The sequence below is a fragment of the Geobacillus sp. 46C-IIa genome (genome assembly GCF_014679505.1).
Taxonomy (GTDB): domain Bacteria; phylum Bacillota; class Bacilli; order Bacillales; family Anoxybacillaceae; genus Geobacillus.
Map to the genome: position 1 here is coordinate 3,196,972 of NZ_CP061474.1, position 21,265 is coordinate 3,218,236.

A 21,265-nucleotide genomic window follows, 5' to 3' on the forward strand; every position below is an offset into this window, starting at 1 on the left:
GTTGACACCCCCGTTATGTATTTTCCTCTCTGCGAACGCCATTAGGCTTCGCTGTTTCCTTGCCTTTATGTATTCGCCGCCAGGGCATCAGCTCCTCCCTGCCGCAATGAAAGAAGCCGCTCCGTTGGCCGGAGCGGCTCGTTTCCATTATCGTTCATATCCCATTGACAACGCCTTTTGCGCATTGCGGACATCATGATGAAGAAGCTGGGCGAGGTCGTACGCCGGATAGTGGCCGCGTTCATACATGTAGTGAAATGCTTTTTCATGCATGTCAATGGCTTTTAGCAAATGTTTGACAAACGTTTTTCGCAACACTGGGGTCGCCGTTTCGGTAATGGCCGCGGCATAGTTGCGCACAGACGTTTTCGCAAAGCCAAGCAAGTCACCCGCATGCAAAGCGCGTTCGCCATCATCAGGATCGCGTGTTTCCTCCATCATTGGAGCAGACGGAATAAAGGCTAGCAGCTCGCGCACGTTCATCTCCAGCCCTTGAATCGTCTCGACATACAGCCTTTTCAACTCCGGACAATCGATGTTGCCGACGGCTTTTTTCATTTTCATAAGCGTATTCGCTTGAAAAGCAATGAGTTCATGCAGCTCCAACGTTTCATGCCAAGCTAAATGGCGATGGCCGTGCATATGCCCGTGCATATGGTTCATCACGTTTCCTCCCTAAAGATGTTTGTTGGTGTATTTCCATTTAATGTATATGTGTACTGAAAGGAAACGGTCACCATCGTCCAAGCCCCCTGCACGATGAAAAAAGCACCACACACTAGGCGAGACACCGTTTGGCGATGGGGCAGTTACAGCCAATCGCCGCCGTCAACCCCATCGTCGACATCGATCTCATCCGCAACATCGTCGACCACGTCATCCACCACGTCATTCAGCAGCTCTGCCGCAATCATTCCTGCCAACATCCCAGCCGCAAACCCGCCAATGGCTCCCGTCCATCCGTGTCCGCCATGGTGGTAACGAACCATCGGACGGCTGATCAGCAAGTGCATAGGTAATGCCTGCGCTAAAGCTGTCCCCGCTTACGCTCAGAGCCCGCAAAATCATCGATCCCCATAGCCACATCATCATTCCCCCCTCTGCCGTACGATATGCAAATTCGTACGGAGAGGGAACTTTTTCACCATTCGACACGCATCGATTTCCGGGGAAATGTTTCTTCTTTTCTCGACATTATTCTCGCAAATGATAAGGCAATGTGGCGGTGACGACATCTTTTTTCATAATTAGGAAAAAGCGAAGAATCACTGCTGTTTGGTTATGCAAAAACGTATGCCTCTCGACATTCGCCTACCCGATCATAATTTTCCCCTTCGGATAGCGGAACGGGTCCGGTTGGCGGCGCAGCGTAACCGCGTACGCGATCGTCAGCGGGCCAACCCGGCCGGCAAACATCGTTAACATAATAATGATTTTGCCGAAGGGGGACAATTCCGGCGTCAACCCCATCGACAGTCCGACGGTTCCAAACGCCGACGTCGCTTCGAATAAAATCATTAAAAAGTCTTTTCCGCTCTCGGTAATCGTCAACACCATAGTGACAAACATAACGATAAACAGCCCGCTCATCGTCACTGTCAACGACTTGTACACCGCATCATACACAATCCGTTTCCGATACAGCACGACATCTTCTTTCCCGCGCACTTGCGACCAAACCGCACCAAGCAATGTTGCCAACGTCGTCGTTTTAATCCCGCCGCCCGTCGAACCCGGAGAAGCGCCGACAAACATGAGAAAAATGATTAGGAACAAGGTCGGCTGCGTCAAATCAGGGATGTTGAGCGTATTCGAACCTGCCGTTCTCGGGGTGACGGCCTGATAAAAAGCAGACAACAACTTGCCGGATAGCGACAGCGGCGCCATCGTCTTCGGATTGTTCCACTCGAGCAACAAAACCAACCCCATGCTGATTAGCAGCAGCCAGGCAGTCGTCATGGCGACCACTTTCGTATGGAGAGAAAGGCGACGCGTCTGCCGATATTCGTACACTTCGTTCATGACGATGAAACCAATCCCCCCTAAAATGATCAATACCGGCACGACAAGGCTGACGACCGGGTCGTCTACGTACCCGGTCAAGCTGCGAAATTCGCCCATTAAATCGAAACCCGCGTTGTTAAAGTTTGAAATCGCATGGAAAAAACCGAAATAGATTGCCCGACCGAGCGGCATATCAAACGCAAACCGAATGGAAAGCAATACGCCACCAATGCCTTCAATAATGACGGTGAAAATAAAAATGCGTTTCACCAATCGAACAATGCCTTCAATCGTCAAATTGTTCAGCGCCTCTTGCAACACAAGCCGCTCTTTTAATGAAATGCGCTTGCCGAGCAAAAAGGCAAACAACGTGGCAAACGTCATAAATCCAAGTCCGCCGACTTGAATGAGCGTCAAGATGGTGAGTTGGCCGAATAACGTAAACGTCGTCCCGGTATCAACGACGACAAGTCCAGTTACACACGTCGCCGATGTCGCCGTAAACAACGCGTCTAAAAACGGCAGCCCCCTTCCGTCAACAGTCGCTATGGGAAGCATAAGAAGCAGCGCCCCGGCGAAAATAATGAGCGCAAATCCCGACACGAGAATTTTCGGCGGGTCGAAAAACTTGCCTTTTGTATTCATCGGCATATTCCTTCCCCTTTATCCTTTTCTTCTTTATAGTTGTGGATGATGCATAGAAAAAATATACCAAAAACAAACGAGTTCGGGTACTGCAACAATTTTTATCATAACGTTCTCTTTGTCTAATAAAATGGGTAAAGGGCATGGCCACGAGCATCGGGACGTTTTGGGACGAACATTGAAACCTTTTTGTCTCCCATTCGTCTATATGAATGGGAGTCCAACACCATATGGGGAGTGGACAACAAGGAAGGGGGCATACGGCAGGCCTTAAAAAACATTCCATTGACTTTTGGCAAGGGAAGTATTATGCTACTTGACATGGAGACGTTCCGATGTAAAATGATGTCAGAGTGCAAAGCGCGTTGCTCTGTGCAGCAGCTGTTCATATAAACATAGAAATCCATCGTTTAAGAATATGAGACAAAAGGAGGAGAAGAGGACGTGAAAACGATTGGGGAAAAGTGGCTAAATAAGTACCGTTCTCTCCCTAACCAATACATTGGTTTTTTTATTTTTGCGGTGCTCTTGTTTTGGCTGAAGACATATGTCGCCTATCTGGCGGAGTTTAACCTTGGCATTAGCAACTCCATGCAGGAGTTTTTGCTGTTTATTAACCCGGTCAGCTCGGCGGTATTTTTCCTTGGGCTGGCGTTCTTAGCGAAGGAAACACGCTTCTATCGACGGCTCATTATTATTAATTTCATTTTATCGTTCATCTTATACGCCAATATCGTCTATTACCGCTTTTTCAGCGACTTTATTACATTGCCGACGTTGACGCAAACGAAAAACTTCGGCGATCTGGGCGGAAGCATTTGGGAGCTGCTTAGATGGTATGATGTGTTTTATTTCTTAGACACGGCCATTTTAGCGGTCATCATTTTCTCGAAACGGTTCTCGCTCCCGCAAGTACGGGCCGGCCGTTTCAAAAAAGGCGCGATTTTCGCCTCGGCCATTCTTATGTTCAGCATCAACTTGGCGCTCGCTGAGGCTGACCGCCCGCAACTGCTGACAAGAACGTTTGACCGCAATTACATCGTCAAATATTTAGGTGTATACAACTATCTCATTTACGATGCGATCCAAAGCATGAAGTCGTCGACACAACGGGCGTTTGCGAACAAAAGCGACATCACGACGGTGCTGAACCACGTGCAGGCGACATACGCTGAACCGAATCCGAAATATTTCGGCGTGGCGAAAGGGAAAAATGTGATTTACATTCACTTAGAGTCGCTGCAAAATTTTATCATTAACTACAAGCTGCATGGGGAAGAAGTCACCCCGTTCTTGAACTCGCTCACCCGCGATCCGAATACGTTTTATTTTGATAACTTTTTCCATCAAACCGGACAAGGGAAAACGTCGGACGCGGAGTTTATGTTGGAAAATTCGTTGTACGGCCTGCCACAGGGCGCCGTCTTTACGACAAAAGGGCAAAATACGTACCATGCGGCTCCGGCCATTTTACGTCAATATGGCTACACAAGCGCCGTTTTCCACGGCAACTACAAATCGTTCTGGAACCGCGATGAGATTTATAAGTCATTCGGCTTTGACTATTTCTTTGACGCCAGCTACTATAGCATGAAAGACGAAGACGTCTTGAACTACGGGTTGAAAGACAAACCGTTCTTCCGGGAGTCGATCCCGCTGTTAGAGACGTTGAAAGAGCCGTTCTATGTGAAATTTATTACGTTGTCGAACCACTTCCCGTACCCGATCAGCGAAGAAGACGCAACGATCGCGCCAGCGACGACGGGGGACGGTTCGGTCGACCGTTATTTCCAAACGGCTCGTTACTTGGATGAGGCCGTCAAAGAGTTCTTTGATTACTTGAAAAAATCCGGTCTGTACGACCGCTCGGTCATCATTTTGTACGGCGACCATTACGGCATTTCCGAAAACCATAACAAAGCCATGTCGCAAATTTTAGGCAAGGAAATTACACCGCATGAGCATGCCCAATTGCAGCGGGTGCCGCTGTTCATTCACGTTCCGGGTGTCAAAGGCGGCACGATTCACGAGTTCGGCGGCCAAATCGACTTGTTGCCAACGCTGTTGCACTTGCTTGGCATCGATACGAAAAACTATGTCCACTTCGGAACGGACTTGTTGTCGCCGGACCATCAGGAAATCATCCCGTTCCGCAACGGCGACTTTGTCACACCGACAGTCACAGCGGTCAACGGGAAATACTATGATACAAAAACGGGCGAACCGCTTGAAGAAACGCCGGAGATTCAACGCCTTGAACAAATCGTCCGCACGAAGCTCGATTTATCGGATAAAGTCGTTTACGGCGATTTGCTCCGGTTCTATACCCCGAAAGGCTTTGAGCCGGTCGACCCGTCAAAATACGACTATAACAACCGCGAAAGCGAAGAGGGGAGCGCTCAATAAGCGCCTCCCTCTTTTTTTCTAGCGCTGCAGCAGCCGCTCGACAGCCCGCTTCGCATTCACGTAACCCGCCCCATATACGTTCGGGTCGCGCCCTTTCCATAAATCGGCGCCGTCTTTTAACGCCTTCTTGATCTCATCCGGAGTTGCATTTGGTTTGGCTTGAAGCATTAAGGCCACAATGCCGGCGCAAATCGGCGTTGCCATCGATGTACCGGACATCGTCATATAATAGTCACCGACCCGGTTTTGCTTATTCATCTTGTCAAGAAATGAACGCGGAGCGCGAAGTGAAATAATATTGACCCCAGGGACGACGAGATCCGGTTTGGTCACCCCATATTCCGTCGGCCCCCGGCTCGAAAACGGCGCCACCGCATCATCGGTGCGCGTTGCCGCCGTATCACGGTCATCAAGGGCGCCGACGGTAATGATGCGGTCGCTGATCCCCGGGCTGGCGATCGTCCCATAATTTGGCCCTTCATTTCCTGCCGCCGCACAGACGACGATGCCGTTTTCCCATGCCCGTTCGGCGACTTGCACGAGCGGATCATCGTTTTCGGCCGGGAACGGCTGCGGCTCCCCGCCAAGCGACAAAGAAATAATATGAATCCGCTTGGCCGGGTTTTTCTTGTTGTAATCGATGCACCATTCGATACCGCGCATAATGGGTTCTAACGTCCCGCTTCCCGAGCGGTCGAGCACTTTGACGCCAACGACGTTCGCCTCATACGCCGGCCCGGCGTACAACCCGCCTGACATGCGCCCGTTTCCGGCCGCATCGCCGGCGCAGTGGGTTCCATGGCCGTTATCGTCATACGGTGACGTGCGGCCATTCACCAAATCAGCAAACGCCACAATCCGCCCCTCTAAATCCGGATGCGGGGCAATGCCGGTGTCCACAATCGCAATCGTCACCCCTTTGCCGCTCAGCTCTGTTCCATTAACGGTGACGTGTTTCGCATGCGCCGATGGCACCGCATTGTTTAATAACGCCTTAATCGTGCGGTTAAGATACACTTTTTTCACTTTTGGATGCTCGAGCAGCTGCTCAAGCGCCGCCGGCGTCACCCGTGCGCTGTAGAAGGGAACATGGCGGAAATGGTGATACGTTTTCATACGAAAATGATCCCGTTCCGCCTTGGCGAGCGCTTCGATCCCCTCGGCGTCGCTGACCTCGATAAGAACAGAAACGGTCCGCCATTTCCGCAGCCAGCGCTCGATCCAGCGGTGAAAAATGCACGGCATACGTGTCATCGGCTTGTACATATTGACAAGCGCATGGCGGAGAGGACGGTCAAGCCGCCCCGCATGACGGCGGGCTAACTGCACGATGGAATAGCCAAACATGTCTTTTCCCCCTTCCTTTGTTTCTCGCTATACTCATATGACGGCTGAACAAAGGAGGAGGCGGCCTTTCCACTAGGACCAACGGACGAAAAAACGCTCGCCTAGCTGAAAACTAGGCAAGCGTTCCCGTCATTCCTCGACTTGCTCAAGCACAATCCGCTTCGCTCTTCCTAAATAATGCTCCACTTGACGCAACACGTTTTCCGATTCCGCAAAGGCGCCAACTTGCTTGCCATCAACGATGACGCGCGTTAAACGTTCGGTGTTTGGTGCGCCTCCGCCCCGATCCCTAGGAGGGGGATTGCTCGGAGCACCCGCTTTCTTCCGCAATCCGAGCGCCCGTTCTAATCCGTTGACATGACCGCGAGCAATCGTCCGCAAAAAATTAGGGTCAGTCAACTTTTCCGCGTCTTCCTCATGATCGATAAACCCGTTCTCCGTCAACACCGCCGACATCGTTGTCTCCCTTAGCACATGAAAATTCGCTTTCTTTTTTCCCCGGTCACGGAATCGCGTCGCCCGAATCACTTCTTCATGCAGCACATCGCGAATGCGGGCCGTTCGGGAATGTTCCGATAGCTCGTGGTAAATGTAATCTTCGTATCCCGTGCCACCGCCCGCATTCACGTGGATCGAAACGTATAAATCGGCTCCCCAGCGGTTGGCCCGCTCTGTCCGCTCATCGAGCGACACCGTTTCCTCTTTCGTCCGGCTCAGCTGCACCGAAACTCCTTCATACTCACTTTGTAAAAGACGGCTCATCTCCAAGGCGATGAACAACGTGATGTCCTTTTCCTGCAACCCATTGCCGACCGCGCCGGGGTCTATTCCCCCATGGCCGGGGTCAATAAAAATTTTAGGCATACTTGCGTTCTTCCCTTCTTTCATACACGTTTTATCTCAAGGTAATGCAAAAGACAGCACTTTACTTACACTTCTCCTTACTTTATAAGATAAGCATCTGACTAGAAAAGGTGCTAGGACAAACATCTGAATCAAACCACGCAAGCTGTTGAATATCGGCGGCCTGTCCGTTTATGGTACAATGGGGTGTAGAAATTAATTCCAAAAGGAGGAATGGCAATGCCCCGCGCACAAAAATGGGTGCAATATTTCCTTTCACATCGCCATGTCACGTTGGAACTGATCAACAAAATCGATGAAGCGCATTATGAGTACAAACCGACGCCAACGTCGATGACGGCGAAGCAGCTGGCGACGCATATGCTGTTCAGCTTTTACCATTTCGCCAACACGGCGAAACACGGCGAACCATCGCTGTTCCGGCAAAAAATCGAGGAACCGGAGACAAATTTGGCTAAGCTGGCGGAAACGTATACGGAAAAAACAAAACAGTTGCTAGAATCAATGAGTGATGAGGAATTCAATCGCACCATCGATTTAACCGCCATCTTTGGAGTTCAAATGTCGGGGAAGCAGCTTTTGCAAATGGCGATGGACCATGAAATCCATCATAAAGGACAACTGTTCGTCTACGTCCGTGAGATGGGACATACGGACTTGCCGTTGTTTGTAAGGCGCAGCTGATTTTCCTTCATCCTGCCGGCCTCACCTCAATGGGATGGGCAAAAAACAACCGGCTTGGGGAATCTGAGCCGGTTGTTCGTTTGCTTAACGAACGAGTTTAGTTGATCGAGCAGTTCCCGTCCGTACATGCCCCGCCTTCGTCAGCGAGCGGCCGCAACGGCGAAGCTTGTTCTTCCTCCCATACTTTTTCTAGCGCCCGCCGAAACACATCCACCGGCTGAGCCCCAGAAATGGCATACTTTCCATTCAGCACGAAAAACGGCACGCTGCGGACGCCAAGCCGAGCCGCTTCCGCTTCATCGTTTCGCACTTGCTCCATGTAGCGGCGGCCGTCATTAAGCACCGCTTCCATCTCGCTCCGATCAAGCCCGACCGCTTCCGCGATGTCAAGGAGTACAGCGCGGTCGCTGATTCGCTTTGATTCGGTGAAATACGCGGAAAACAGCCGTTCGACGACGTCATCAAGCTTCCCTTTTTCCTTCGCATATTGCGCCAAGCGATGAGCGTCAAACGTATTCGTCGGCTTCATCGTCTCGAAGCGGAACGTCAAACCGACCGCTTCCGCCTGCCTTCCGATATCGGCGTTTGCCCGCTTCGCTTCCTCCGACGTAATCCCGTATTTTTGCGCGATAATTTCATGGATCGTCAGCGGCGTCTCGTTTGGTGCGTTCGGGTCGAGCTCAAAGCTGCGGAAGACGACCGTCACGTCGTTTCGGTGCGGAAACTGTTCAATCGCTTGTTCCAAACGGCGCTTGCCGATATAGCAAAACGGGCAGACAAAGTCAGACCAAATTTCGATGTTCATCGCCATTCCTCCTCGTTCCGGCCTATGTTCACGCAAAAAGGGTCGTTCTCCATTCCATTGTAGCGGACTGGCTTCCAAATCGCGAATGAAAGGAATTCGAGCGCAGATTGAGACATATCATATACTACCGTGACACTGGGACGAGGAGGATTCGCCAATGGCTCGATTTCATGAACTAGGAACGTTTTTGTTGCGGATTGTCACTGGCTTTATTTTTTTCGTCCACGGGTGGGTCAAATGGCAACGGGGACTTGAGGAAACAGCGGCATCGTTTCTTGCGATCGGCCTTCCCAGCGCACTTGCCTACGTTGTCACCATCGTCGAGCTCGCCGGCGGCTGGGCGATGATGCTTGGCCTCGGCACGCGCCTGATGGCAGCGGCGTTCGCCATCATTATGATCGGGGCGATCGTCACCGTCAAAGCGGACGCGGGGCTGCTTGGCAGCGGACGGGAGACCGGCTATGCATTCAATCTCGCCTTGCTCGCTATGTCCGTCCATTTATGGCTGAATGGTAGCCGCCTTTGGTCGCTTGATACGCTCGTGCGCCGCCTGCGCGACTAATCGTCGGCCGAGGCAGGCCATAGTGCCCGCCGCCAAGGAAAAGGACTACTTGTATCTGACGGAAGCGTAAGATACAGTGTTTCTTGACGAAGTGAGCGCGCCTATGCATTGGCAAAAGGGAGGACTCACTGCTTTGTGAGCCCCCTCCCTCTATAATGTAGGCCCAGCAAATGTCCGCCTCCTCTCAAGGACAGCCAAAACGATGTCGGCCCTCTAGTGCGGACAACGCCTCACCCTTTCGCCGCCGCCAACTTCACGACGCGCTCGCCGACCGCCCGAATCAGTTCAGGCGGCATGGGAAAGCTGACGGCCGCTGGGTCGGAAGCAACCGCCGGAATGGTTGCGGCAAATTGTTCTTCCGTGATCGGATAATCGGCAAAATCAGCCGGCAGCCCGATGTCATCACGCAATCGGCGAATGCGCTCGATCGCTTTAGCGAGCAGCACATCTTCCCCTTGGCCGTGATCGTGAATGCCAAGCGCTTCAGCCAGCCGCTTCGCTTTTGGCAAATACAAATCTGGAATCATTTCCATGACGACCGGCAAAAAGACAGCATTTGCCAGCCCGTGCGGGATGCGGAACATCGCCCCGTACGCATGGGCGAAATTGTGCACCGGGATGGCGTTTAAGGCAAAGCTGAACGCGGTGATGCCAAGCAGGCTCGCCTGCAGCATCTCCGAACGGGCGCGGATGTTTCCGCCGTCGCAAACCGCCTGCGGCAAATAATCGTGAATCAAACGAATCGCCTGCAAAGCGCATGCATCAGTGAGCGCGGTCGCCGTCGGCGAGGCGAGCGCCTCAATGGCATGAGTGAGCGCGTCCATCCCCGTAAATGCTGTCACCTTCGGCGGCAGCCCAACCGTCAAATCGGGATCCAATACGGCGACATCCGCGTTAATAAACGGATGGATGATGTTTGTTTTCAATCGCAATGTTTCGTTATAAATCACCGCAATTGGCGACACTTCCGACCCCGTGCCGGCCGTCGTCGGGATGGCGATGTGCGGAATCGGCATGAATTGCGCCTTGGGAAACGCCTCGTACAACAACCCGCCGGGGATGGCCTCTTTAATGTCGCGCAACCCTTTAAACAGAGCGTACTTCACTCCTTTGGCCGTATCCAGCACGCTGCCGCCGCCAACGGCCAACAAGGCGTCGGCCCCGACTTCGCGCGCATAGCGCACGGCTTCATTGACACATTCGCTTTCTGCATCTTGGCGAATATCTAGGAAGATGCCAGCCAGTTCCGGTCCAGCCCCGTGCGGCGTCAGCCGAAACAGATCGGCCACCTTCCCGACGACTCCTGCCTGCTCAAGCCCACGGTCGGAAAGCAACAACACCCGCTTGGCGCCAAGCCCGCGAAACAAATCCGGCACGAGCGCCCGGCTATTTGAGCCCGTATAAATCGCCGTGCGCAGCCAAAAATTCGCTAACGTCGTCATTCCCCGTTATCCTCCTTTTATGCTTTTCTCATTGCGCCCAGTTTCGAAAACAGCACTTGATACCATTTGCGCTTCTCGAGCTCCGGCACCATCGACGTATGCACATGTTTCAGCTGCGTGTAGGCGTCAAGCGAATATTTGCCCATCTCCCGGCCGATGCCACTTTGTTTGTATCCGCCAAACGGCGCATCGTTGCGAAGCATGTGCCAGTCATTGATCCAAACAACGCCCGCCCGCAAGCGCCCGGCGATGGCGTACGCCTTGTTGACATCGCGCGTCCAGACACCGGCCGCCAGCCCGTAAATCGTATCGTTCGCCATCGCCACCGCCTCCTCCACATCGTGGTAGCGAATGACGGACAACACCGGGCCGAAAATTTCTTCTTGGGCGATTTTCATGCCGTTTTTCACATTCGTAAAAATCGTCGGCGCCACAAAATGGCCGCCTTCACAGCCCGGGACATCGACCGCATGGCCGCCGCAGACAAGCGTCGCTCCTTCTTGTTTGCCAGTTTCAATATAGGATAGCACCGTTTCTTGTTGTCGCTTGGAAATGACCGGGCCAATATCCGTCGCCGGGTCAAGCGGGTGGCCGATTTGCAGCGTTTTTGTCAGCGCAACGAGCCGTTCGACGACTTCATCATGCATCCGATCCGGCACAAACAACCGCGTTCCCGATTCGCACAGCTGGCCGGAGTGCAAAAAGACGCCAAACAAGCTGCCCGGAATGGCGATCTCCAAATCCGCGTCATCAAGCAAAATGTTCGGCGACTTACCGCCAAGCTCGAGCGTCACGTTTTTGATCGTCCCAGCCGCCAGTTCCATAATCCGACGCCCGACTTCCGTTGAACCGGTGAACGCCACTTTATCGACTTTCGGGTGGTTAACAAGCGCCTCCCCCACCTCGGCTCCGGGCCCCGCCACCACGTTGATCACCCCCGGCGGCACGAAAGACGAAATGATTTCCGCCAGTTTAAGCGTTGAGAGCGGCGTATAGCTTGCCGGTTTGACAACAATCGTATTGCCCGTCGCCAACGCTGGCGCGATTTTCCACGACGCGATCATGAGCGGCAAATTCCACGGCGTAATCGCTGCGCACACCCCGATCGGCTCGCGCCAAACAAAGTTATGCGCCGGACCGGGAAACGGCGGAATCGGCAATGTTTCGGAAAACGGGTACTCTTGAACGATGTTCGCCATCGTCTGGAACAAATCAACGACTTGCAAGATGTCGATCGAACTGATGCGGCGAATCGTCCCACCGCTTGAGATCGCTTCCAAATAGGCGAGCTCCTGGGCATTGGCGGCAATGGCTTGGGCGATCGCATTCAGCACGAGCGCCCGTTCTTTTGGTTTCATCGTCTTCCAATCCGTCTCATCAAACGCCTTGCGCGCCGCCTTCACCGCCCGGTCAACGTCATCCGCAGTCGCCTTCGCCACTTTGGCTACAAGCTCGCCGGTCGCTGGATGGTATACATCGAACGTTTCCCCATCCGTTGCCGGCTGCCATTGGCCGTCGATAAAAAGCGGGAAGTGATGCACTTGCACATCAATTGTCATGATGGCATCTCCTTTCTCTTTTTTGTTGCTCGTATAGAACCATTTATCGATTTCCTCTGCTTCCGAACAACCGGGCATCCATGCGGGTTGGCGACGGCCTGTCCAACGCAAAGAAGGCCGTTCTTCAGCTCCATCTTTTCCTCTCACCCAACATGTTCGTTTTCTTCGAATCCAAACAGTTCGTCAAACGGTCTCTCCTGCGCCTTTTTCAACACGTCCATTCGCGCTGCCAGCTGGCGGGCAGTGAAATTCATCATGTTGGCATGATGGTCGGGTCCGAAAATTGAATCGCGGGCCGCCGCTTCCTCGTTGAGCTTTACCGCAAGCGGAGCGAGCTCTTCCATTTTCTTTATTACTACTTGCAAAACAGGGGGATGTTCTCTAATGAGCCGCTGTAGCAAAAACGTCCCATAGGCGATATGGCGCGACTCATCTTTTTTCAAGTATTCGATTCCTTTCAATAGTCCGGGCATGATCCTCATTTGCCCGAGGGATTGATAGAAGCCATAATACCCGGTTTCTGCCAACACACCTTCCACAAACATGTTGTATACGACGGATGCCTCAGCGACCGCCTCCGGGGACGCATCATGCTCCAGCCGTCCCATCGCTCCCGGCAAAATTTCATTAAAAATCATGTGATAGGTTTCCGAATGGTAATGCGACAAGTCTTCTTTGATGCCGAGCGCATTGAGGACAAGGCGGAAAAACTCGGTATGTTTTGCCTCTTCAAACAAAAAGGTGGTCAAGTACATCTCTTCCTCGATTCGTCCTTCTTTGGCAACAACCATCAAAAGCGGCAACAAATCGCGCGTCACCGCCTCTTCGCCCGCCTGAAACTGGGCGATGAGCCGCAAAATCCCATCTTTCATCTGAACCGGCAGCGTCTCCCAATCTTTTGCATCTTGCGTCAAATCAATATCAGCCGGGTTCCACACTCCCAACCGCTTGGCCTTTTGGTAGAGGCGAAATGGAAACGAATCCTCCTGCAGTCCTCGTATTCCTGTTGTCACCAACGGCTTTAGCCGCCGCACACTGATCACTCCTTCTTTTAGAACATTGGCTGAGTCCGTCTCTGGATGGATGACCGTGGGGACAATCAATCGATGTAAAGGCTTACAAATATGCTGTTGCGACAATAAGCGGGTTCCTAGCAAGGAGGCGAGTTGTACAGATGACCGAAATATTATGAATAGTCACTCATCACATTTCATTCTAGCAATCTTCCTTTCTTTCCGTCAACGAAAAGCGAATGACATTTTCCGACAATAAAAAACAGAGGGGGCGCAACAATCCGGCCTCCCTCTGCCGCGGCAGGCAGCCGCGCCAAACTCATTTGTCGTCCCATCATGCTTTATGTCGGGATGCCCCGATTTCGATTACAAACGCACTTTTCCGTATTCTTTCCGCAGTTCGTTCGCAATGATGTTGCGCTGAATTTCCGAGGTGCCTTCGTAAATTTTCGTGATGCGGGCATCGCGGAAGTAGCGCTCAATCGGGTAGTCTTTCATGTAGCCAAGGCCGCCGTGAATCTGTACGGCCATATCGGCGATTTTGTTATACACCTCCGAACCGAACAGCTTCGCGATGGCCGCTTCTTTGACGACGCGCATCTTTTGGTCTACCATCCAGGCGACGCGGTAGACGGTCGAACGCAGCACTTCAATCAACATGCTCATTTCCGCCAGCATGTGTTGAATCGCTTGTTGCTCAATGATCGGCTTGCCGAACTGTTCACGCTGTTCCGCGTATTCCATGCAATATTCGAGCAGGCGGATGCAGGAGCCGAGGTTGCGCGCGGCAAGGCCGGCACGGCCGTTCGCTAAAATTTTCAAGGCGTTGACATACCCTTCTCCTTCTTTCCCGAGCACGTTCTCGACCGGCACTTCCAAGTTGTCAAAGAACAATTCGGCCGAATGCGACCCGCGCAGCCCCATTTTGCGTTCCACATTGCCAACAATAAACCCTGGAAAATCCTTTTCCACGATAAACGAAGTGATGCCTTTCGGACCTTTCGACGGATCAGTGACGGCCATCACCGTAAACACGTGGGCGTCAATGGCGTTTGTAATATAATGTTTCGAGCCGTTAATAATGTAGCGGTCGCCTTTGCGGACGGCGGTCGTTTTCAAGGCAGCGGCGTTTGAGCCGGCACTCGGTTCGGTTAGGGCGAAGGCGCCGATCCATTCACCTGTCGCCATTTTCGGCAAGTAGCGCCGCTTTTGTTCTTCGGTGCCGAGCTCGACAATGCCGACCGTACCGATGCCGGTATGGGCGCCAATTAATGTCGTATAGCCGTTATGCGTTTTGCCGAGCTCTTCGTAAATGGCGCATTTGCCGACCATCGACAAACCAAGGCCGCCGTACTCTTCCGGAATGCTTAAACCGAACAAACCGATCTCCTTCGATTTTCCGATCACATCCTCTGGGATGTGGTCGTTCTCTTCAATGTCCATCGCCACCGGCTCGACGACTTCCCTTACAAACTTGCGCACGTTTTCTTTTAAAAATTCAATCTCGGCTGGTAACGTAAACTCCATCGTCTTCCCCTCCCAATGATTTGATTTTGTATTTTTGCGCTTTGCGCACAAGCGTGGACGCATCAACGCCTAACAGCTTAGCCGCCTGGCGGTACGTTCTTGCTTTGCTGAGCGCCTTGATCATGAGCTGGCGCTCGACTTCGGCCACCGCCTGTTTGAGCGGGACGATTTCACCGACCTCTACCGTGTTAGTGGCCGGCGGCGGCTCAAGATGAAGCCACCTCGCTACTTGGTCTTCCCCGACAACTGATGAGGTGGCGGTCACAAACAGACGTTCCACAGCGTTGACAAGCTCCCGGACGTTTCCAGGCCAATGGTAATCCATCAGCGCCGCAAGCGCTCCATCGGTAAAGACAAGCGGCTTTTGATACTTTTCCGCAAACCGCTTTCGATAATGGTCAACCAAGAGCGGGATGTCTTCTTTCCGGTCGCGCAACGGCGGAATGGCAATCGGCATGACATTCAACCGATAAAACAAATCAGCCCGAAACCGTCCAGCGGCAACCAGCTCCTCAAGCGGCTTGTTCGTCGCGGCGATGACGCGCACATCGATCCGCTTCGGCGCCTCGGCCCCGAGGCGAACGATGTCCATCGACTGCAACACGCGGAGAAGCTTGACTTGCAAGTGAAGCGGAATCTCGCTAATTTCATCAAGAAAAATCGTCCCGCCGTCCGCCTGTTCAAAGTAGCCTTTTTTCCCTTTTTTCGCCGCTCCAGTGAACGCGCCGGGTTCATAGCCGAACAGCTCGGACTCCATCAACGTTTCCGGAATCGCTCCGCAGTTCACTTTCACAAGTGGACGACCGCTGCGAGCGCTCTGCCTCCAGATGAAATTGGCCAGCTCTTCCTTGCCGGTGCCCGACTCCCCGGTGAGGAGCACCGTCACGTCAACCGCTGCAGCCTGCCGAGCGATGTTGACCACTTGCGCCATCACCGGAGCGCAATAAATGAGATCGTCCTCCTTCCGGCTTAGCGTATGGAGCAGCCGTTTCGTCTCTTCGAGCTCAGCGCGCAGCTGTTCCATCTCGGTCATATCTTTGACGTACAAGACAACCCGCTCCGATCGCCCATCTTCTTCAATGATGGGTACGGCGAAAACGATCCAAATGTTTCCCGTTTCTTCTTCTTGATGAAGCATCGAACACGGCTGGCGGCCGTCAAGCGCCTGGCGCACAACCCGATCAAGCGGGGCGGGGACGCGTCGATGTTCCACACTCGAGAGCAAGGCATCCCATTTTTTGTTTTGTCGGGCGATCGCCCCATGACGGTCGATGATGGCGATGCCATCGCCAGCCGCATCCATCACCGTCTGCAACTCATTGACAATCTGTTTGACCGTCTCCAGTTCATGGGAGATAAACTCGATCTCGGAAATGTCCTGGAACACGCCGACTGCCCCGACCACCCGCCCTTCGTCGACGATGGGCGAACGGTTCGTAATATAGACGCGCTTGCCGACGCGGTATTTTTCCGTATGCCCCCTCCCGGTGCGCACAACGTCAAGCAAGCCGGATGGGACAACAACATCGGTCAAAAATCGGCCGATGGCCTCTCCTTTCGTCGTTCGCGCCATTTTTTCCGCCGGTGGGTTGATCGACGTAATCCGTCCTTGGGCATCAATCGATAAAATGCCGTTATGGGCAGCGTTAAAAATGGCATCCATATGTTTTAAGCGGAGCTGCATCGCTTTTGCATACGCCGCCGCATATTGCCCTTTTGTCAACACGCCGACCAAGCGCTCGTTTTCGTCAACGACTGGACGAAGCGGGCCGTCGCCAAACTCGACGTCTTCGAGGGGGGCATAGGCCGAAAGCGGCGGCGACGGCGGACGCATCACCTCGCACACCGTTGTTTTCCCTTGCACGAGACCGAATAACACGTCTTGGGCTGTCAACACCCCGACGATTTTCCCCTCGCGGTGACATACGACCGTTCCGTCGAGCCGATGTTCAGCCAACACGCAAGCCGCCCTTTCAAGGAAATCGTTTTCAAAAATAACCGCTGCGGTTTTCGTCATGACGCCTTCCACTCTCATCCCCATCCTCACCCTTCCGCCCTCACTTTCTATTTACGCAATTTCTGTGCCAAAACGAATGATTGGGAATATTCAAAAAAGTATACCTCTACCATTCATCTTACATGCTTATTTGTTGCAAAACAACAACAACTCGTTGCAAAAATGCAGCAAACAGGCAAATCTTTTTGCGATTCCTTATAAACACTCAGCTGTTTGTTGCATTTTCGCAACAACATCGTATAATCAGGAGGCTGACTTCAGGACAGCGTATCGTTTCGCTTAAATGAAGGCAGAAAATTCTGTTGCGCTTTATACAGCATGGAGCAAAACCATAAGACACGTTCTACCTGCAATGCTGTTCCGTTTTCTTCCTCTGTTTCGCTCTAATCCTCGCTGTTTTCATGAAAATTCACCGTTTATTCACAAAAATGTATTGTCTTCTTTTAAGGGAATTCGTTATAATGAAACTTGCAGATGATATTGATTCTCATTTTCCTAGTCCAAAAGGAGGTGGCCGCATGGTCCGCCTATACGCCGAGGAGTTGACCGTTCGCTACGATGACCGGACGATTTTCGAACGCTTGTCTGTCCGCATTCCCGACCAGCAAATCACCGCCATTATCGGGCCGAACGGGTGCGGCAAATCGACGCTGCTCAAGACGCTGACGCGCATCATTTCGCCACAATCCGGCGCGGTGATGTTGGATGGCCAGGCGATTTCGCAACAGCCAACGAAAGAACTGGCGAAAAAAATGGCTATTTTGCCGCAGACGCCGGAAGCAACAAGCGGATTGACCGTCGCTGAGCTCGTCTCGTACGGCCGCTTTCCTTATCAAAGGGGATTGGGCCGCCTAACGAAAAAAGATTACGAAGCGATCGACTGGGCGCTTGCCGTGACGAAAACAGCCGATTTGAAACATCGACCGGTTGACGCCCTCTCCGGCGGACAGCGGCAGCGCGTTTGGATTGCCATGGCGCTCGCTCAAGAAACGGACATTATCTTTTTGGACGAACCAACGACGTATTTGGACATCGCCCATCAGCTCGAGGTGCTCGAGCTGCTTGAACGACTGAACAAGGAAGAAGGGCGGACAATTGTCATGGTGCTCCATGACATTAACCAGGCAGCGCGGTTTTCCGACTATGTGATCGCCATGAAGGCCGGAGCGATCATCAAAGCCGGGCCGAGCGAAGACGTCATCTGCCGCGATGTGCTTCGCGACGTGTTTGGCATTGAAGCTGACATCGGCCGCGACCCGCGGACCAACAAACCAGTTTGTTTTACGTATCATTTGCTGAAAGGAGTTTATTCATCATGAGGAAAACGTGGCTTTCATTGTTGCTTCTTTTTACACTCCTGTTAAGCGCCTGCGGCAACGCAGCGGACGACAACAAGAACAACAGCGCTTCACCAGAGAACAAAAAACCGGAAACAATGACGTACCAGTCGGAAAACGGACCGGTGGAAGTACCGGCTGATCCAAAACGCGTCGTCGTCTTATCGACGTTTGCTGGACATGTGCTTGCCTTAGACGTTCCGGTCGTCGGCGTGGACTCGTGGTCGAAAATGAGCCCGCTCTTTCAAGAAAAACTGAAAGACGCAGAAGCGGTGACAGACGAAGATATTGAAAAAATTATGACGTTAAAACCGGACTTAATCATCGGATTATCCAATACGAAAAACGTCGATAAATTAAGCAAAATCGCTCCGACCGTCACGTTTACATACGGAAAGGTTGACTACTTGACACAGTTTTTGGAAATTGGCAAATTGTTAAATAAAGAACAAGAAGCTAAAGCGTGGATTGACGACTTCAAACAACGGGCACAACAAGCCGGGGAAGACATCCGGGCGAAAATCGGTGAAAACGCGACCGTCACCGTAGCGGAAAACTTTGATAAGCAGCTGTATGTGTTCGGCAACAATTGGGCGCGCGGCACGGAGATTTTGTATCAAGAAATGGGGCTGAAAATGCCAAAAGCTGTAGAAGAACAAGCGCTCAAATCGGGCTATTACGCCGTTTCCCTTGAAGCGCTGCCGCAGTTTGTCGGCGATTACCTCATCTTAAGCAAAAACAGCGACGGCGATACATCGTTTATGGAAACGAACACGTTTAAAAACATCCCTGCTGTCAAAAACGGCCGTATGTTCGTCGCTGATGCCAAGGCGTTTTATTTCAATGACCCGATTACGTTAGACTACCAGCTCGATTTCTTTAAAAAGCATTTTTTAGGCCAATAACGACGAGACGGGGCGTTCACAGGCAGTGAATGTCCCGTCCTTTCTTGTGAAAAGGAGGAAACCGCCGATGGAAACAAACCGCCGGCTATGGCCGTTTCGTTATACGTTTCTCTTCTCTCTTATCCTGCTGATGGCCATCTGGTTCGGATCCATGGCCATCGGCGTCGCTGATACAACATGGGGCGACGTATGGCGCGCGCTCTTTTCCGATGAACAAGGTAAACAACTGGACTTGATTCGCGAGCTCCGTCTGCCGCGGGAAACAGCGGCGGCGGTCGTTGGTGCGGGACTTGCGGTGGCCGGGGCAATCATGCAAGGAATGACACGCAACCCGCTTGCCGACCCAGGGCTGCTTGGCTTAACGGCTGGAGCGAATGCAGCGTTGGCTATAACGATGGCCTTTTTTTCTTCCGCCCATTATCTCATCATCACGGTCGCCTGTTTGCTTGGGGCGGCGGCCGGAGCAGGGATGGTCTTTGGCATCGGCGCCGCCCGCAAAGGCGGCTTTTCTCCATTGCGCATCGTCCTAGCCGGCTCGGCGGTCTCAGCGCTTTTGTTCGCCATCGCTGAGGGGATCGGCCTTTATTTTCACATCTCGAAAGATGTCTCCATGTGGACGTCAGGTGGAGTGGCTGGAACCTCATGGAAGCCATTGTCGATCACCGTTCCGCTTATTGTGATCGGACTCACTATTGCCATGCTGTATTCGCGGCAGCTGACGATTCTTAGCTTGAGCGAAGACGTCGCCATTGGCGTCGGACAAAAAACAACAGCCGTCAAAACGTGGCTGTTTTTCGCTGTGTTTTTATTAACAGGAGCGTCGGTCGCCATCGCCGGCAACATCACCTTCATCGGCTTGATGATCCCTCATCTTGTGCGCGCGATCGCCGGCGCAGATTACCGATTCATCATCCCGCTGTCGGCCACGGTCGGCGCGGCCGGCATGATCGTCGCTGATACGGCGGCCCGCACGGTCAATGCCCCGTTTGAAACGCCAGTGGCAGCCATCGTTGCGGTGATCGGCTTGCCGTTTTTCCTGTTTGTCGTGCGGAAAAAAGGGAGGGGCCTTGAATGAGAACGCGCATCACAGTAGTGTTAGGCCTGCTTTTGTTGCTTATTGCGGCAACAGTCGCCATCGCGTTGGGCACCGGCGAAGCGCCGCTCTCGTACAGCCGCATCATGCCGACGCTGTTTGGCCACGGCTCGATGCAGGAAGCGTTTATTTTATTTTCTCTCCGTCTGCCACGCATCGTAATTACGTTGCTCGCCGGGATGGCACTCGCCTTATCGGGAGCGATGCTGCAAGGCATCACCCGAAATGAGCTCGCCGACCCAGGCATATTGGGCATCAACGCCGGCGCTGGCGCAGGCGTCGCTTTATTCTTTTTATTTTTCCCGATGGAAGCCGGGACGTTTCTTTACGCCCTGCCGCTCGTCGCCTTCGTCGGAGCGCTGTTGACAGCAGCAGCCATTTACGCCGTTTCCTACAATCAAACAACCGGGCTGCAGCCGGTATCGTTCGTCCTCACTGGGGTCGGATTTTCCATGGCGCTCTCCGGGCTCATGATCGTTCTCATTTCCGCCGCTGACCGGACAAAAGTCGATTTTATTTCTAGATGGCTTTCCGGCAACATTTGGGGAGATGATTGGCCGTTTATTTGGGCGATGCTGCCGTGGCTTGTCATCAGTGCATTGATCGGTCTGTATCGGGCGAAACGGTTAAACCTTTTGCATTTAGGCGATCCGATCGCCATCGGCGTTGGCGTCCATGTTCGCCGCGAGCGGCTCGTACTGATGGCAACAGCAGTCGCCGTCGCTGCAGCGGCCGTCGCTGTAACCGGGGGCATCTCCTTTATCGGCCTAATGGCGCCGCACATCGCCAAAATGATCGTCGGACCGCGCCATGAGCGGGCCATTCCGACATCAATGCTCATCGGCGGCTGGCTGTTGCTCACAGCTGACACGATCGGGCGCAACGTCCTTGCCGAACCTCTCCCAGCAGGAGTCGTTGTGTCATTACTCGGTGCACCATACTTTATTTATTTGTTATTGAAGCGTTGAACCTTTTGATGACCATGAGACCGATCAAGGATGGCGGCGAAACTCGTTCAACTGCCTTCATCTTCGTCTCTACTCCCGTTTCACGTT

18 protein-coding genes are annotated in these 21,265 nt (G+C 52.8%); 7 read left to right on the forward strand and 11 right to left on the reverse strand.

The annotated features are described in order from the left end of the window. Positions 1 to 147 precede the first annotated feature (147 nt). The 3 genes from IC803_RS16015 to IC803_RS16025 all read right to left on the reverse strand — a co-directional run bounded on the left by IC803_RS16015 (position 148) and on the right by IC803_RS16025 (position 2,649). Positions 148 to 654, reverse strand: coding sequence for a spore coat protein (locus IC803_RS16015; RefSeq protein ID WP_081210595.1), 507 nt, complete (start codon positions 652 to 654; stop codon positions 148 to 150). A gap of 155 nt (positions 655 to 809) precedes the next feature. After that, positions 810 to 1,013 (reverse strand): hypothetical protein, encoded by a 204-nt coding sequence (locus tag IC803_RS16020; RefSeq protein WP_081210538.1) that lies wholly within the window; start codon positions 1,011 to 1,013, stop codon positions 810 to 812. A 298-nt stretch (positions 1,014 to 1,311) separates the two neighbouring features. Continuing rightward, entirely contained in the window at positions 1,312 to 2,649 is a 1,338-nt protein-coding gene (locus IC803_RS16025) for a TrkH family potassium uptake protein (protein ID WP_081210593.1), read from the reverse strand. 444 nt (positions 2,650 to 3,093) lie between these two features. On the opposite strand from IC803_RS16025, the gene IC803_RS16030 reads away from it, so the two are divergent. Beyond that, on the forward strand, positions 3,094 to 5,055 hold the full coding sequence (locus IC803_RS16030) for a lipoteichoic acid synthase (protein ID WP_081210536.1): 1,962 nt from the start codon (positions 3,094 to 3,096) through the stop codon (positions 5,053 to 5,055). An 18-nt stretch (positions 5,056 to 5,073) separates the two neighbouring features. Here IC803_RS16030 and IC803_RS16035 read toward each other — a convergent pair whose 3' ends face one another. Together IC803_RS16035 and IC803_RS16040 are read right to left on the reverse strand one after the other, a co-directional pair. Then, complete coding sequence (locus IC803_RS16035; RefSeq protein WP_081210534.1) at positions 5,074 to 6,402, reverse strand: S8 family serine peptidase; 1,329 nt, start codon at positions 6,400 to 6,402, stop codon at positions 5,074 to 5,076. 129 nt (positions 6,403 to 6,531) lie between these two features. After that, positions 6,532 to 7,266 (reverse strand): N-acetylmuramoyl-L-alanine amidase family protein, encoded by a 735-nt coding sequence (locus IC803_RS16040; RefSeq protein WP_081210532.1) that lies wholly within the window; start codon positions 7,264 to 7,266, stop codon positions 6,532 to 6,534. Positions 7,267 to 7,485: 219 nt separating this feature from the next. Between IC803_RS16040 and IC803_RS16045 the strand changes: the two genes are divergently transcribed. Continuing rightward, positions 7,486 to 7,950, forward strand: a complete 465-nt coding sequence (locus IC803_RS16045; protein ID WP_081210530.1) for a DinB family protein — start codon at positions 7,486 to 7,488, stop codon at positions 7,948 to 7,950. A 97-nt stretch (positions 7,951 to 8,047) separates the two neighbouring features. Here IC803_RS16045 and IC803_RS16050 read toward each other — a convergent pair whose 3' ends face one another. Then, on the reverse strand, positions 8,048 to 8,755 hold the full coding sequence (locus IC803_RS16050) for a DsbA family oxidoreductase (RefSeq protein ID WP_081210528.1): 708 nt from the start codon (positions 8,753 to 8,755) through the stop codon (positions 8,048 to 8,050). Between the two features lie 157 nt (positions 8,756 to 8,912). Here IC803_RS16050 and IC803_RS16055 point away from each other — a divergent pair, with 157 nt between their 5' ends. Further along, complete coding sequence (locus IC803_RS16055) at positions 8,913 to 9,317, forward strand: DoxX family protein (protein ID WP_081210526.1); 405 nt, start codon at positions 8,913 to 8,915, stop codon at positions 9,315 to 9,317. 230 nt (positions 9,318 to 9,547) lie between these two features. Here IC803_RS16055 and IC803_RS16060 read toward each other — a convergent pair whose 3' ends face one another. The 5 genes from IC803_RS16060 to IC803_RS16080 all read right to left on the reverse strand — a co-directional run bounded on the left by IC803_RS16060 (position 9,548) and on the right by IC803_RS16080 (position 16,899). Further along, entirely contained in the window at positions 9,548 to 10,759 is a 1,212-nt protein-coding gene (locus IC803_RS16060; RefSeq protein WP_081210524.1) for an iron-containing alcohol dehydrogenase, read from the reverse strand. A 17-nt stretch (positions 10,760 to 10,776) separates the two neighbouring features. After that, positions 10,777 to 12,318, reverse strand: a complete 1,542-nt coding sequence (locus tag IC803_RS16065; RefSeq protein ID WP_081210522.1) for an aldehyde dehydrogenase family protein — start codon at positions 12,316 to 12,318, stop codon at positions 10,777 to 10,779. A 143-nt stretch (positions 12,319 to 12,461) separates the two neighbouring features. Next, positions 12,462 to 13,352: a R2-like ligand-binding oxidase gene (locus IC803_RS16070; protein WP_081210520.1), complete on the reverse strand. Its 891-nt coding sequence runs from the start codon at positions 13,350 to 13,352 to the stop codon at positions 12,462 to 12,464. Between the two features lie 345 nt (positions 13,353 to 13,697). Next, positions 13,698 to 14,858: an acyl-CoA dehydrogenase family protein gene (locus IC803_RS16075; RefSeq protein ID WP_081210518.1), complete on the reverse strand. Its 1,161-nt coding sequence runs from the start codon at positions 14,856 to 14,858 to the stop codon at positions 13,698 to 13,700. After that, positions 14,830 to 16,899, reverse strand: a complete 2,070-nt coding sequence (locus tag IC803_RS16080) for a sigma-54-dependent Fis family transcriptional regulator (protein WP_081210516.1) — start codon at positions 16,897 to 16,899, stop codon at positions 14,830 to 14,832. The genes IC803_RS16075 and IC803_RS16080 overlap by 29 nt, the downstream gene beginning before the upstream one ends. Before the next feature lie 494 nt (positions 16,900 to 17,393). On the opposite strand from IC803_RS16080, the gene IC803_RS16085 reads away from it, so the two are divergent. The 4 genes from IC803_RS16085 to IC803_RS16100 all read left to right on the forward strand — a co-directional run bounded on the left by IC803_RS16085 (position 17,394) and on the right by IC803_RS16100 (position 21,178). Beyond that, entirely contained in the window at positions 17,394 to 18,194 is an 801-nt protein-coding gene (locus IC803_RS16085; protein WP_081210514.1) for an ABC transporter ATP-binding protein, read from the forward strand. Further along, positions 18,191 to 19,117 (forward strand): iron-hydroxamate ABC transporter substrate-binding protein, encoded by a 927-nt coding sequence (locus IC803_RS16090; protein ID WP_081210512.1) that lies wholly within the window; start codon positions 18,191 to 18,193, stop codon positions 19,115 to 19,117. The genes IC803_RS16085 and IC803_RS16090 overlap by 4 nt, the downstream gene beginning before the upstream one ends. 67 nt (positions 19,118 to 19,184) lie before the next feature. Further along, positions 19,185 to 20,192: a FecCD family ABC transporter permease gene (locus IC803_RS16095; RefSeq protein ID WP_081210510.1), complete on the forward strand. Its 1,008-nt coding sequence runs from the start codon at positions 19,185 to 19,187 to the stop codon at positions 20,190 to 20,192. Then, entirely contained in the window at positions 20,189 to 21,178 is a 990-nt protein-coding gene (locus tag IC803_RS16100; RefSeq protein WP_081210508.1) for a FecCD family ABC transporter permease, read from the forward strand. The genes IC803_RS16095 and IC803_RS16100 overlap by 4 nt, the downstream gene beginning before the upstream one ends. Positions 21,179 to 21,265 lie beyond the last annotated feature (87 nt).